17 protein-coding genes and 1 pseudogene are annotated in these 12,300 nt (G+C 56.6%); 9 read left to right on the top strand and 9 right to left on the bottom strand.

Translation table 11 applies throughout. The annotated features are described in order from the left end of the window. Positions 1 to 19: 19 nt before the first annotated feature. Together ACZ47H_RS07475 and ACZ47H_RS07470 are read left to right on the top strand one after the other, a co-directional pair. Positions 20 to 841 carry a hypothetical protein gene (locus ACZ47H_RS07475; RefSeq protein WP_464933058.1) on the top strand — a complete coding sequence of 274 codons (822 nt, stop codon included), beginning with the start codon at positions 20 to 22 and terminating at the stop codon, positions 839 to 841. A 33-nt stretch (positions 842 to 874) separates the two neighbouring features. Continuing rightward, on the top strand, positions 875 to 2,032 hold the full coding sequence (locus ACZ47H_RS07470) for an AAA family ATPase (protein WP_464933057.1): 1,158 nt from the start codon (positions 875 to 877) through the stop codon (positions 2,030 to 2,032). On the opposite strand, the gene ACZ47H_RS07465 is transcribed toward ACZ47H_RS07470, so the two are convergent. Further along, positions 2,019 to 2,900, bottom strand: a complete 882-nt coding sequence (locus tag ACZ47H_RS07465; RefSeq protein WP_464933056.1) for a class I SAM-dependent methyltransferase — start codon at positions 2,898 to 2,900, stop codon at positions 2,019 to 2,021. The genes ACZ47H_RS07470 and ACZ47H_RS07465 overlap by 14 nt on opposite strands. Positions 2,901 to 3,008: 108 nt before the next feature. On the opposite strand from ACZ47H_RS07465, the gene ACZ47H_RS07460 reads away from it, so the two are divergent. Further along, positions 3,009 to 3,173, top strand: coding sequence for a hypothetical protein (locus ACZ47H_RS07460; RefSeq protein WP_464933055.1), 165 nt, complete (start codon positions 3,009 to 3,011; stop codon positions 3,171 to 3,173). A gap of 2 nt (positions 3,174 to 3,175) precedes the next feature. Here the strand turns inward: ACZ47H_RS07460 and ACZ47H_RS07455 are convergent, their stop codons facing one another. After that, a complete protein-coding gene (locus ACZ47H_RS07455) occupies positions 3,176 to 4,570 on the bottom strand; it encodes a tRNA (N(6)-L-threonylcarbamoyladenosine(37)-C(2))-methylthiotransferase (protein ID WP_464933054.1) in 1,395 nt (464 codons plus the stop codon). 20 nt (positions 4,571 to 4,590) lie between these two features. On the opposite strand from ACZ47H_RS07455, the gene ACZ47H_RS07450 reads away from it, so the two are divergent. The 3 genes from ACZ47H_RS07450 to ACZ47H_RS07440 are packed head-to-tail and all read left to right on the top strand — an operon-like array spanning position 4,591 to position 5,763. Continuing rightward, complete coding sequence (locus tag ACZ47H_RS07450; RefSeq protein WP_464933053.1) at positions 4,591 to 5,022, top strand: translation initiation factor IF-2 subunit beta; 432 nt, start codon at positions 4,591 to 4,593, stop codon at positions 5,020 to 5,022. 28 nt (positions 5,023 to 5,050) lie between these two features. After that, positions 5,051 to 5,449: an MGMT family protein gene (locus ACZ47H_RS07445; protein ID WP_464933052.1), complete on the top strand. Its 399-nt coding sequence runs from the start codon at positions 5,051 to 5,053 to the stop codon at positions 5,447 to 5,449. A gap of 38 nt (positions 5,450 to 5,487) precedes the next feature. After that, entirely contained in the window at positions 5,488 to 5,763 is a 276-nt protein-coding gene (locus tag ACZ47H_RS07440) for a U6 snRNA-associated Sm-like protein LSm6 (RefSeq protein ID WP_464933051.1), read from the top strand. A 3-nt stretch (positions 5,764 to 5,766) separates the two neighbouring features. On the opposite strand, the gene ACZ47H_RS07435 is transcribed toward ACZ47H_RS07440, so the two are convergent. The 6 genes from ACZ47H_RS07435 to ACZ47H_RS07410 form a co-directional block, all read right to left on the bottom strand. Continuing rightward, on the bottom strand, positions 5,767 to 6,270 hold the full coding sequence (locus ACZ47H_RS07435; RefSeq protein WP_464933050.1) for an endonuclease NucS domain-containing protein: 504 nt from the start codon (positions 6,268 to 6,270) through the stop codon (positions 5,767 to 5,769). Between the two features lie 7 nt (positions 6,271 to 6,277). Beyond that, on the bottom strand, positions 6,278 to 6,541 hold the full coding sequence (locus ACZ47H_RS07430; protein ID WP_464933049.1) for a hypothetical protein: 264 nt from the start codon (positions 6,539 to 6,541) through the stop codon (positions 6,278 to 6,280). A gap of 17 nt (positions 6,542 to 6,558) precedes the next feature. After that, on the bottom strand, positions 6,559 to 7,242 hold the full coding sequence (locus ACZ47H_RS07425; protein WP_464933048.1) for a creatininase family protein: 684 nt from the start codon (positions 7,240 to 7,242) through the stop codon (positions 6,559 to 6,561). A 1-nt stretch (position 7,243) separates the two neighbouring features. Next, positions 7,244 to 7,948 (bottom strand): orotidine 5'-phosphate decarboxylase / HUMPS family protein, encoded by a 705-nt coding sequence (locus ACZ47H_RS07420; protein ID WP_464933047.1) that lies wholly within the window; start codon positions 7,946 to 7,948, stop codon positions 7,244 to 7,246. Positions 7,949 to 8,011: 63 nt separating this feature from the next. Then, the gene (locus ACZ47H_RS07415) at positions 8,012 to 9,022 is read right to left on the bottom strand and encodes an aldo/keto reductase (RefSeq protein WP_464933046.1); all 1,011 of its coding nucleotides are present in this window, start codon (positions 9,020 to 9,022) and stop codon (positions 8,012 to 8,014) included. After that, positions 8,995 to 9,882 carry a hypothetical protein gene (locus ACZ47H_RS07410; RefSeq protein ID WP_464933045.1) on the bottom strand — a complete coding sequence of 296 codons (888 nt, stop codon included), beginning with the start codon at positions 9,880 to 9,882 and terminating at the stop codon, positions 8,995 to 8,997. The genes ACZ47H_RS07415 and ACZ47H_RS07410 overlap by 28 nt, the downstream gene beginning before the upstream one ends. A gap of 97 nt (positions 9,883 to 9,979) precedes the next feature. On the opposite strand from ACZ47H_RS07410, the pseudogene ACZ47H_RS07405 reads away from it, so the two are divergent. From ACZ47H_RS07405 to ACZ47H_RS07395, 3 genes and pseudogenes are all read left to right on the top strand, one after another. Then, positions 9,980 to 10,250 (top strand): annotated as a pseudogene (locus ACZ47H_RS07405) (UPF0147 family protein). Between the two features lie 25 nt (positions 10,251 to 10,275). After that, on the top strand, positions 10,276 to 11,166 hold the full coding sequence (locus ACZ47H_RS07400; protein ID WP_464933044.1) for a hypothetical protein: 891 nt from the start codon (positions 10,276 to 10,278) through the stop codon (positions 11,164 to 11,166). 85 nt (positions 11,167 to 11,251) lie between these two features. Continuing rightward, positions 11,252 to 11,683 carry a ribonuclease FAU-1 family protein gene (locus tag ACZ47H_RS07395; RefSeq protein ID WP_464933043.1) on the top strand — a complete coding sequence of 144 codons (432 nt, stop codon included), beginning with the start codon at positions 11,252 to 11,254 and terminating at the stop codon, positions 11,681 to 11,683. 50 nt (positions 11,684 to 11,733) lie between these two features. Here ACZ47H_RS07395 and ACZ47H_RS07390 read toward each other — a convergent pair whose 3' ends face one another. Then, complete coding sequence (locus tag ACZ47H_RS07390) at positions 11,734 to 12,237, bottom strand: HNH endonuclease (protein ID WP_464933042.1); 504 nt, start codon at positions 12,235 to 12,237, stop codon at positions 11,734 to 11,736. Positions 12,238 to 12,300 lie beyond the last annotated feature (63 nt).

Raw genomic sequence — 12,300 nt, 5'->3', positions numbered from 1 at the left:
ATTGTAAGGGGTGCTGTAATTGGTGTTAGGGATAATCAAGAGGCTACGGGGGAAGATGGTCTGGAGCGACGATGATGCAACCGACCCCATAGGCATGAATGCAGGGGAGGAGCTCGAGTTCAACTTCGACGATATACTGGCCAAGCTCATGGTGGCCAGGGATAGGGCTAAAGAAGTCTATTACCGGATAACTGATGAGATAGACACCCTACATAAGAGGCTCCACGAGGCGATCAAGAGGCACGACAGGGACACTGCTGAGATAGTTGCCGCGGAGATGGTTGTTAAGAAGAGGCACCTCAAGGTACTGATAGCTTACATAAAGCTGCTTGAAGCCGCGATATCAAGGATAAACACCACAAGGGACTTCACGGAGATCGCGAAGATCTTCGCCTCAGTCAACCTGGTGCTGAAGAACATGGAGTCATACATGTATGACTCCCCAGAGCTGACGGCGATATTCGCACAGTTCGCTACAGCCGCGCAGAGCATAGTCTCACAGAGCACCGTGCTCTCCGAGAGCGTGCCCTTGCCCAACAGCATTGCGGAGCTAGACCCCGATGTGAAGAGGCTACTAGCGAGCGCCTTCGAGGAGGCGGAGAAGGAGACGAGGAGCCTAGCGCCCGCGATACCCGAGACAGTAGCAGTAGACTACGACCTGTTGGAGAACAGGCTCCTAAACTACTTGAAGATGACCGGGGGAGTGCTGAACGTGAGGAGGGCCTCCCAGGAGCTGGGAGTCTCGCCTAAAGTGGTGAAGGAGGTCCTCTACAGGCTGGAGCAGAAGGGGATAATCAGGATAACCTCAAAGTCGAGGGCAGGCGAGGGCGTATACGCCTAACCCCCCATATTCCCTTGTAAGGGGTGAGAGACCATGATCAGCAGAGCAGTCCAAGTGCTAGAGGATGCTGTGAAGAAGCACGCCCTCGCAGCAATGAATGCCGAGAAGAGGGGGGACTACGAGATTGCCCTCTACAATATGAAGAAGGCAGTGGAGATACTCGAGAACATCATAAGAAACTACCCAGACCACCCAATGATAAGCATATACATCAAGAGCCTGAAACAGTACAAGCTGAAAGTAAAGCAGCTGGAGTCCAAGCTCCTACCAGCCGGGGGGCCTGGTGAAGAGGAGTACAGGGTTGAAATCAGGGATGAGAAGCGCGACGACCTACCCCCCGAGTTCGTTTTGAAGGAGAAGCCCAATGTAACCTTCGACGACATAGCTGGGCTGGAGGAGGCTAAGGAGGCGATCAAGGAGGCCATAATATACCCGATAAGGAGGCCAGACCTCTTCCCCCTAGGCTGGCCCAGGGGCATACTACTCTACGGGCCCCCCGGTACTGGTAAGACGATGCTTGGTGCCGCTGTAGCTAATGAGGTGGATGGAGAGTTCCTCTACGTTAGCGCAGCCAGCATCATGAGCAAATGGCTGGGTGAGGGAGAGAAGAATGTTAAGAAGCTGTTCGACTACGCTAGGAAGAGGGCTGAGCAGGGGACCCCTGTCATAATATTCATTGACGAGATAGACGATCTCCTCGGCGTCCACTCAAGCGAGGTGGGCGGGGAGGTTAGGGTAAGGAACCAGTTCCTAAAAGAGATGGACGGGCTGCAGGATAAGGGGAAGAACCTCCACGTCTACATAATAGGGGCGACTAACAAGCCCTGGAAGCTGGACGACCCCTTCATCAGGAGGTTCCAGAAGAGGATCTACGTTCCACTACCCGATAAGAAGGCTAGGAGGAAGCTGCTTGAAATGCTCACCAGCAAGATAAAGCTGAGCAGCGATGTTGACCTCGATAGGCTAGCGGATATGCTTGAAGGATATAATGGCAGCGATATAAAGGACATAGTCTTCGACGCCTACATGAGGACTGTGAAGGAGTACTTCAAGTACGGCGGTGGAGGAGACAGTCCCAGACCCGTGTCAATGAGAGACTTTGAGGAGGTCATAAAGAGGAGGAAGCCAAGCGTAAACCCAGAATCCCTCCGCATGCTAGAGGAGTGGAGGAAGAAGTTTAACGCTGCTTGAAAGCGACAACACCCAACGCTCTCTCATCAAATCCCACAACCTCAAACCCCGCCTTCTCAAGCCTTGATGCAACCCTCCCCGGCAGGTTTATCCTCCTCAACCTCCCAGGCCTGCCCGTGTAATGGAATAGTATCCCCCCAGGCCTTAGGATCCTGTAGAGCTCCCGGTAGAATCCTAGCCCGTATAGGTCTCCCGTGGAGGAGGTGAACCTCGGCGGGTCGTGGATTATCCTGTCGAATGACTCATCCTCAAGCTCCTCGACGACCTCGAGTACACTGCCATGCACCACGGTTATCCCTTCATCCCCGAGTGACCAGCTCCAAGGATTCCTCTCGGCCAGATACAGGACTGCATCGTCAACCTCCACAGTTAAAACGTGGGAGGCACCCCTCCTAGCGGAGTATATTGCAGTGTAGCCAAGGCCCATGCAGGTGTCTAGAACCCTTACGCCCCTCTTGATCCGGGCCGCCCTAATCTTAGCCCTGGTATCCCTATCCGGGTCAGTGCCGCTGGTCCTGTGCATGTGTATCCCGTTTATTTCCAGCGTCGGAGGCTTACCTGGGGCTACGGGGAGGAGCTTGTAGTAGCCTCCCCGCCTAACCTCTAGCGGGATTAGTCCAGTCTCCGTGAGCATGTACATTTTATCTGAGCCCGCTACCTCCTCCATATCATGCATGGAGGCCTCGTACACTCTGGAGTCGTCTCTGAATACCACTGTCCCTCCATGCTTCTCAACGGTAACCTTCAACCGCGGAAGGCGGATCGTGTATGGCTTTCCCTCCTCCCAGCGTATGATCTCCTCTGCGATCCATCTATCTAGCACCGGCCTGCGCACTGGCTTGAAGTCGTAGACCCTGGCCTCAACCACTCGACTATTCTCCCCCAGCGATTACCTTACGCTATTCTATAATGTTTAAACCTTTAATATCCCTCGCGGGCGGCAGTAATATATGGCTAGGAAGAGGGGCGCGAGGAAATGATAGTGAGACTCCTCGAAGAAGAAGAGGAAGAATACTGGGAAGAGGAAGAAGAGGAAGAATGGGACGAGCTGGACGAGGACTGGGAAGAGCTAGAGGAAGAAGAGGAGTGGGAGGAGGAAGAAGAGGAAGAATACTGGGAAGAGGAAGAGGAAGAAGAGTAGGTCTAGTCCTCCCCAACGATTTTTCCGCGTAGGTCAAAGAATGTTGCATCCTCAACATGCACGGTAACCCTCCTGCCAAGGAGTTCCTGCCCCCCACGGACTACTATCGGGAAATAGTTGTCCATCCTAGCCACCAGGCTTCCATCCCGGAAGCCCCTCTCTACAACCCTCGCCTCAACCCTCCTGCCAACGTATGCTCTGTGCACCTCGAGCGTGATCTCCTCAACGATCCTTGAGAGGATTTTCGACCTCCTCTTCTTAACTCCATCCGAGACCTGCTTCATCGACGCGGCCCTTGTATGGGGTCTTATACTGTATTGTGCTAGGTGTACTCTCTCGAAGCGGAGCTCTCGCACCAGCTTGACCGTGTTGTAGAACTCCTCCTCGCCCTCCCCAGGGTGGCCCACTATTATGTCGGTGGCGAAGAGGGAGTCGGGGTAGTGGGTTTTAACGAGCCTGTGGAGCCTCTTATACTCGTCCACCGTGTATTTTCTCCCCATGATCCTCAATACCCTGTCGTCGCCGGACTGGACAGGGATGTGGAAGAACTTGTAGACCCGGGGATCCCTATACGCCTCTATCAGCCCCCGGCCAAGCTCTATAGCCTGCTCTGGGGTCATCATGCCTATCCTCAGCCTATAGTCCCCCTCAACCTTATCGAGGATCATATGGACTAGGTCTACCAGAGTAGGCTTTCCGGGGAGGTCGACGCCGTAAGCCCCGACGTCGGTGCCAGTAAGCCTAACCTCGACCGCCCCCTGGCTGACAGCTCTGCGTACGGCTTCGACTACCGCCCGCGGCTTGAAGCTCTTGGGGCCCATCCTTGACAGCTTCGTTATACAGTAGCTGCAGTTGTTAAGGCATCCCTCCTGGATCATTATCGTGGCAACCAGGCCCTTGCCGCGGTCTACTAGGCTGTGGGGGTACCACTCCCTCCTCCTCTCAGCCTCAAGGACTATGAGGGGCTCCTGGGAGCGGGCGGCTTCAACAATCCTATCCACGGCCTGGGGGGCTAGGAGGGATGCCCCCGGGATGATCCTCCTTATAGCGCCGGGTCTCGCCTTCGACAAGCACCCCGCAACAATATACTTCCTATCCGGGTACTTCTTAGAAAGCTTCTCGAGCCTCTCAAGGATCCTCTGCTCAGTGTCAAGCCTCACCGCACAAGTGTTGACAACTATAACGCCCGCCTCCCCAGGGGTCTTAGCCCTGCTAAAGCCAGCCCTCTCCAACAGCTCAGTCATCACTATGCTCTCGAACTGGGCTAGCGCGCACCCGTAGGTCTCAATATAGTATTTTGCCTCCACTCCCTGAACCCTAAGACGCCTGTTCACGCCGGAGAGAATATATCGTGTAGTATTGTCTCTCGCATAGCATATTATCGCGGGGACAACCATTAGTTCGATGGGTGACGCTAGTGAGCGAGGAGCTGGAGAAGCTGAAGGACTATGAGTGGCTATTGAACAGGCTATACCAGAAGGTGCCGCCCAAGAGTGGCAGCGCGGAATACACGCTCCCAGAGCCCCAAGTACTGAGGATAGGCTCCCAGACGATCATACAGAACTTCAGGGAGATCTCGCAGAGGCTGAAGAGGGACCCCCAGCTGGTTGCGAGGTACCTTCAGAAGGAGCTGGCTGCGGCTGGAAGCTACGATCCCGGCAGCGGACAGCTTGTCCTAAACGTGAAGGTTTCGAGGAAGGTGCTCAAAAGGTTCCTGGAGCTCTTCCTCAAGAACTATGTCAGGTGCCCAACCTGTGGGAGCATAGACACGAGGCTGGAGCGGAGGGGGAAGGCCTGGATCCTAGTTTGCGAGGCCTGTGGAGCCGAGCAGCCGGTGAAACCCTTCTAGCCCTCCAGAGTCAATGGTGAATTCACCCTTGCCCCTCTTACTCGTTGATGAGGGGGCCGGAGCCTCCCAGGCCCGCCTCCACGACCTTTTACCCATAGTTAAAGCCCTTCTCTCATTGATCCCCGCTGGAAGGGTTACCACGTACTCCTCGATCTCCAGACTCCTAGGAGTCCACCCTAGGGTTGTGGGGAGGCTCATGGCATTGAACGATGAGCCAATAGTGTATCCCTGCCATCGCGTGGTTAGGAGCGACGGGTCCCTCGGAGGGTACAGTAGGGGAGGGGTTAGGGTGAAGAGGAGGCTCCTCGAGCTCGAGGGCGTGGGGTTCGATGAGAGGGGTAGGGTGCGGAGAGAGTTCATAGTGGATATGAAGGAGGTTCTGGATATACAGTCTCTGGAGGCGTGGGGTCAAGGCTTAGATTCTTAAAGGATACACCCTCGCAGTTGCCTTATGGTGTTGAAGCGATGCCCCAGCTGAACCCGGTGAAGTACCTTAGGAACCAGACGAACAAGGAGATATATGTTAGGCTGAAGGATGGCAGCGAGTACATTGGGAGACTAATAGCTACTGATCCCACCATGAACCTTGTCCTGGACGATGCCAAGAGGCTGCAGAGCGGCGGCAGGGAGGTAAAGGCTGTGCTAGGCAAGGTGTTCATACGCGGCAGCATGGTTCAGTATATCAGCTTCGAGCCGGAGAAGGCGGCCTTCGAGGCCCTCACAGGGGGAGGCCAGGGTTAAGGGTTAGAGGTAGTTTGTTAGCGTCTTGGGCCTTCTCTCCCCCCATCGCTCCTTGAGGATCTCGTAGATCCTGCGAAGGTCGATCTCCTTCAACTCCACCCCGGATCTGGCGGCGAGCATCCTCGCAGACCCCGTGAAGCCGGGAGCCACGAGTATCGGTCTAACATCCACTCCCCTCTTCCTGAAGGCCTCGACATACTTTAGGAGCTGGTGGACAGCATCCTCTCCAGCCTTAACCCTCTTCAACTCTATAACGACCAGCCTCCCCTCACGGTCCCTGCCATAGAGGTCTATGAAGCCCGGCTCCACGGGCTTCTCGACACTCACTATCCTTAGGCCCTCCTCCACTATGCCTGGATCCTCTGCTATCAAGTCCCTTATCTCGTGCTCGTTAATGTACATCCAGAAGTCGCCCTCAACAGGCTCCTCCCCAACCACGACATGGTATACTCTGGGGCAGCGGAGGATTAGGACCTCGCGGGGCCTCCTCCTCACAGCCCTAACCACCAGCAGCTCATCCTCGATGCTTACCGTGACCGCCTCGGTGTCTCGGCTGCCAGTTCTGGGGCTTGAAGCCCCGGGGGCTATGGACTAGCACGCTCCCATCCGGTTTCACCACAACCAGCTTGTCCCCAGGAGTTGTCCTGCTGGCTCCTCGCCCCTCATACTCTGCTAGGCACTCGGCGAAGAATACGATCCACGCCCTCCTCTGGATCGCCTCGCGGAGGAGCCTTCCAGCCTCCTCTAGGTCTCTTGGGGTAGCGTGCGTGACCCTCAACCCGGCAACCCACCATTCTAGAGCCTAGGTTCCCCGCTACCTCCTCGGTAGAAGTCTTCGAGGGCGTCTGCTACCGCCTTCAGCAGCCTTGAAACCCCTATAGGCTCAGAGCCCTCCCCTCCGACGCTGGGTGGGTAGGATGGCATAGCCACCCTGTACCTCTTAAGCTCCACCCGGCCCCTGCAGCTGCATCTACTCGTTAATCCGAGGAGGGTCCCTGCAAGCTCCTCCTCTATCTTGTCGCAGTGGCCTATCCTAAGCCCCGCAACCCTCCAATAGTCTATCACTCCAACCGTGACATTATACTTTCTCGCCGCGACCCTTGCAGCCGCCTCTAGGGTTCCACTGTTGCCGCCGTGCCCGTTCAGGATAGCTATCTTCCCCGCACCATGCGCTGCCAGCGAGCCCACCACATCCAGTATTATGGAGATGAGGGTCTCTGGCCGCAGGCTAACGGTTCCAGGGGAGTCGAGCCATTCGTGGGAGAAGCCATAGTAGAGTGTAGGTAGTATGATGCATGTTATCCCCCTCTCTTCTAGGAGGAGGCACGCCCTAGCAGCTATGGCCTCAGCTATCAGGGCGTCGAGCCCCAGGGGGGCGTTGCAGTGCTGCTCCACGCTGCCCGCGGGTAGGACTATTAGGGATCCCTGCAGCAGGCTTCTGGCCTCCTCGGTGCTGGTGTAGTGGAGGTAGACTGGCAATCTAGAGGCACCTTGGCCTCATATTCCTAACCGCCTCAGCCGCGGCCTCCCTTGGATCCTCCGCCTTGGTTATTGCTGAGCCTATGACTATAATGTCCGCTCCAGCCCTTGCCAGGGAGCCCGTCTCCCCGGGCTTCACGCCCCCGGCCACTGCTACGGGTCCCTGGAACACCTCCTTGATCCTGGATATGAGCTCCCCAAGCTGCCCAGCAGTTATCCCCAGCTTCCTCTGCACATCTATCCCTATATGCATTAGTGCAACGTGGACTCCAAGCTCTCTCAGCCGCTTCGCCCCCTCAACGGGGTTGGGGTGGCCTATCAGGTCCCCGTAGAGGGCTACCCCGTGCCTGTTCGCGGCCTCGACCGCTTCAGCTATGGTCTCATCGGGTGCTAGGGCTAGGACTGAGGTGGCGTCGAACCCGTTCCCCGCTGCCAGGGAGACCTCCAAGCCCCCCGTGTCGAAGGTTTTCAGGTCAGCCACCACCACAGGCTCCTGTGGGAGGGCTTTGAGGAGCGATGCCATCCTCAACCCTTCAGCCTTAACCAGGGGGGTCCCCGCCTCCAGGATCACTGCGGGGCTTACGAGTGCCTGATAGCCGATCTCTAATGCCTGCCTCAGGCTGGTTAGGTCGAGGGCTACCTGGAGTACAGAGCCGCACTCTTCGAGCCTCTTCCCCAGCCTTCCAGGTATACTGTTCCCAGGCAAAGCTTCTGCACCGTTCAATCCTACCCGGTAGGGTTGCGTGTAAAATAATCATTGAGGCCCCTGCTAGACACCCCCCATGAGGCGGAGCGACAGGTACTGTATCGGGGACGGTACGAGCCGCATCCACCTGAGGGAGCTGTAGCAGCTCCCCCACCTAGTCCTATACCTATTGCTCGCCTCGTCCAGGAGGCGCAGTTCATCCTCCGAGAGCCGGATCTTCATGCTCCCAGCGTACTCGCTCACCCTCTCCAACCTCCTCGTCCCAGGTATGGGTAATGCCCCCTTGTGGATCAGCCATGCGAGGGCTACCTGGGCCATTGTCGCGTCATGCTCCCCGGCTATCCTGCGGAGCGCCTCCTGGAGCCTAACGTCTCTGGACGTCTCCTTGAAGACTGGATCCGTCCTCTGAGCCCATGCTTTGGGAGCGGTGGCTCCTGCCAGGGACCCTTTAGCCAGTGGGCTCCAAGCTATCGGCGTTAGCCCCCTTCTCCCCGCAAGTGGTAGTAGGCGCAGCTCCGGCGTCCTGTAGGCGAGGCTGTACTGGACCTGTATGCTTATGGGCTCGTGCCTGTGTAGGCATTGGAGCGCCTTCTCGAGGAGGACAGCGTTAAAGTTCGATAAGCCAATATAGTGTGCAAGCCCCTCCTCAACGAGCCTCTCCAACCCCCTCATGACGGTGCAGAGGGGTGTGTGGATTGGAGGCGGCCAGTGATACTGTACGAGGTCTGGTGTCCGGCCGAGCCTCCTCCTAGACCCCTCAGCGGCCTTCCTAATAGTGTATGGGATCGTGCGGAAGCCTCCAACCTTAGTCGCCACCACTACCTCGTCTCCCACTCCAAGCTCTCTCAGGGCCTCTCCAAGTAGCCTCTCGCTCCTCCCCCAACCGTAGATCTCCGCGGTGTCGAAGAGGTTGATCCCCTCCTCTACCGCCCTCCCAACAACCTCGACCCCGCTACCTATACCACGGGTCCCCCAGCTGGGGGAGCCCAGCTGCCACAATCCCAGCCCGATAGCCGATACCCTGAGGGCTCCCAGCCTTGCAGTCTTCAACCTGTCCCCCCACACTCCCTCCACGGCTCCTGCCCGGAGAGGATCCTGCCTAGAGGGGCCCTCCAGAGTATGTTGAGGGTGTAGCCTACTCCACCATCCACGTTATCCACGAGGGCATATCCGCCTTCTAATAGGAGGCTGTAGGCCCACCTGGAGGCCTCCCTCCACTGAAGCGCAGCTTCCCTTGAAGCCTCCCTAACAGCAGTGATGTCCCTGGGTATCGGGACTAGTACAACCTCGCTGTTGAGGAGGTCCTCCTCCCTCCTCCTAGCCCCCGGGACTGGGACTCCATTCTTGTAATCGACCCCGTATGCCGCGGTGGGTGATAAATCCTTCATGGCTTTGAGGCAGGGCTTCGGCTTCCCCTCTAGGCGCTCCACGACCCTCCCGCTGGTCAGCCACCATTCTACTTTGACCCTGTCGGAGCCGAGGCCCCTGTTAATGTTGTCCCTTATCTCCCCATAGTAGTTTACACGGTACTCTCTAGCGATAACTCCGAGCCTTGCAAGGTTGAAGCGGGAGTTGAGGCTCTGGAGGGGGTCGAAGGTCCACTTCGCAAGGCTCACCCCGTACGCTGAGAGGACCTCGACACGCTGCCTAGACTTGAGCTTGAATCCTACGCCCCGGTACTTCTCCCCCTCAGCCACCCCGGTGGCGTGGCTGTAGAAGTAGTATCCCGCCGGCCACCCGTATGATACACCGATAAGCTTATCCCCAGCGAAGGCTCCCAGCACCAGTCCTCCATTGTCGGCCAGCGCCCTTAGAAGGTGTGCTGGAGCCGCCTCCCTATAGTCGTCCATCCTCCAAGCCTTCTTCTGGACCTCGACCGCCTCCATGAACTCCCGGGGCTCGGAGAGCCTCCTCACAACGACTCCTCCAGTCAACCCAGCTGGCCCCAAGACTACAATTGGGGCCCCTATATACTCTAATATCCCTGCAGGGCTACCATGCTTCAATGCGTGCAATCGGGGTGTGGATGCAATGGCGGCTCCAGTCGATAACGAGGCGAAGATAAGGATGGCGATGAGCATCCTCGCGAGCATAGTGAATGACACGGGTGTGCCGAGGAATATTAGGAGGGCTGCGGCGAACGCACTCCAATATCTCCGCGATGTGAAACTGTCGCCCGCTGTGAGGGCGGCCAACGCTGTAAGCGCGCTGAGACGAGGTCAGCCAGGACCCCAACATGCCATTCCATGCGAGGACGAGGATATGGCAGGCGATAAGCATACTGGAGACTGTAAGGGACTAGCCCACGGCGGGCCGGGGCGCGAGGCTTGCTCTACACGGTCCGTGTTAGAGGCATCTATGCAACAGCCCTAGCCAGCCTCCTCCACGGGAAGGGATTCCTCCTCTCAAACGTCAGCAGGGTCCTCCAGAACAGGCTCCCCATCATACCAAGCAGCAGAACCCCCGACGTGACAGTGAAGAGCATGGAGAGGAGCCCCGACCACCTGCTTGTAGTAGGGTACCCGTGGGATGCCGGCGAGAAAGTATACAACACCCTAGCAGGAGAAATACCCTACACGGTCACGAGGAGGGGGGTCCTCGGACTCTACACAGTCATAGACGCTGTAAGCATGGGCGACTGCACCCTCAGGGCTCCTGGAGGCGTAGCTGTGAGGCTGGACAGCCCAGAGTGCCCCGCTGCGGGCGAGGTGGTGAGGGCCACGGTAATCCGGGAGGCGCTGGAGGCTGGGAGGGACCCTGTAGCTAGGAGGGAGCTGAGGATTGTGGGCCACCACCTCATAGTCTCAAAGCCGGGCTCCGGGGTGAGCTATAGCGAGCACATACGGGGCGAGGAGGACAAGGCCCGCCTGCTCTCAACCATACAGGGCAAGATAGACCCGGGCAGCATGCACGTCCACTTCAGGAGCGCCGCTAAGCTAGCCGAGCCCCCAATAATAGAGAATGAGCTGAAAAGCCTCCTAGAAGAGCTCGCCAGGATAGAATCCACTCCGCCTGGGAAGGGAGAGAGGATAGTTAGGAGGGGGGAGTTCATAGGAGTAATAGGCCTCCCCCGCCCCGCGAAGGAATACCTCGAACGGGATAAGGGGGAAGATAACGCCCACGGTTGGAGGACACCACTCCCTCAAATCATTCGGAGACGAGGCCTCAACACTAGTAGACTGTGCAGAGGCCCAGCTCGCACTGGGTGCCGGTGTTAAAGGGTGGGGGATCGAGTACTACCTAGCCAAGAGGAGTGAGGGGAGAATCATCCTAGTAGAGCACCACAAGCCCGACGGCCAAATAGTGAACCTGGGAAGATACCGTGTCGAAGCCGTGAGGCTCGAGGGCGAGCAGGTGGTCCTAGAGCTGTCCAAGAGGATCAAGACTCCAGGGACCCTCGACGGCCTAGGAGTGGAGAAGAGGCCGGGGGACACCGCTAAGACGAGGGTGAAGACCGGGGAATGGTACATGATACACGAGTACTACACGCCATCCGGAAACCTGCTGGGCGTCTACGCAAACATAAACACGCCCATCGAGATCGGGCCGGGGAGGATCAAGTACTTCGACCTATACATAGACGTGGTGAAGAAGCCGGGGGAGAAGCCAGAGGTAATAGACCAAGACCAGCTCCAACAAGCCAGAGAAGCAGGCTTGATAAGAGAAGACCTCTACGAGAAAGCCCTAGAAACCACGGATTACCTCGTGAGGAGGCTCTCCTCAAACTATCCCTAGACACATAAATGTTGAGCTTAGTCTTCTCGGGGTTATCTAATAGTTAGTCGTCAAAATAATATATCGTCATCGTTCTTCCTTTTCCTTTTCTTTCGCCCACTACCAAACAATAGATCAAGCGGATCAAAGCCTTCGCTTTTCCTCCCGCGTTTTTTGCCTCTCCTTCCACTCTTTTTTCTTTCTTTGCCAAAGAGTAGTTCTTGTGGATCAAACCCCGGGGTATCGTTAGAAAAGCCAAAGCCAAAAATATCATCTCCAGAGTCTATGCCCAAAAGATCATTCTTTTTCTTCTTCTTAGCCCTTGCAATTTTCATCCTATCCTCTCGAGTCTTTTTAGCATGGCAGTCGGGGCACAGAGCCTGAAGGTTTCTTATAGAATTGGAGCCTCCCATCGCAAGGGGTACTTTATGATCGATGTGAAAGTGCAAACCTCTCAATGGCTTTCCGCACATGGCACACCTAAAGTTTTGTCTTTCTAATACTTTTTGAACAATAGCTCTTGGAATATATTCTCTTTTTCGTCTCCTCCCCGAAGGTAGAAAGTCAAAGACCATAAACCCTACCTCGGGAGTATTATCTAGGTCAGCAACTTGTATTTAAATAGTGATCAACATAGA

It is taken from the genome of Thermodiscus maritimus, assembly GCF_055382595.1.
This window is presented reverse-complemented; position numbering and strand designations above follow the sequence as displayed.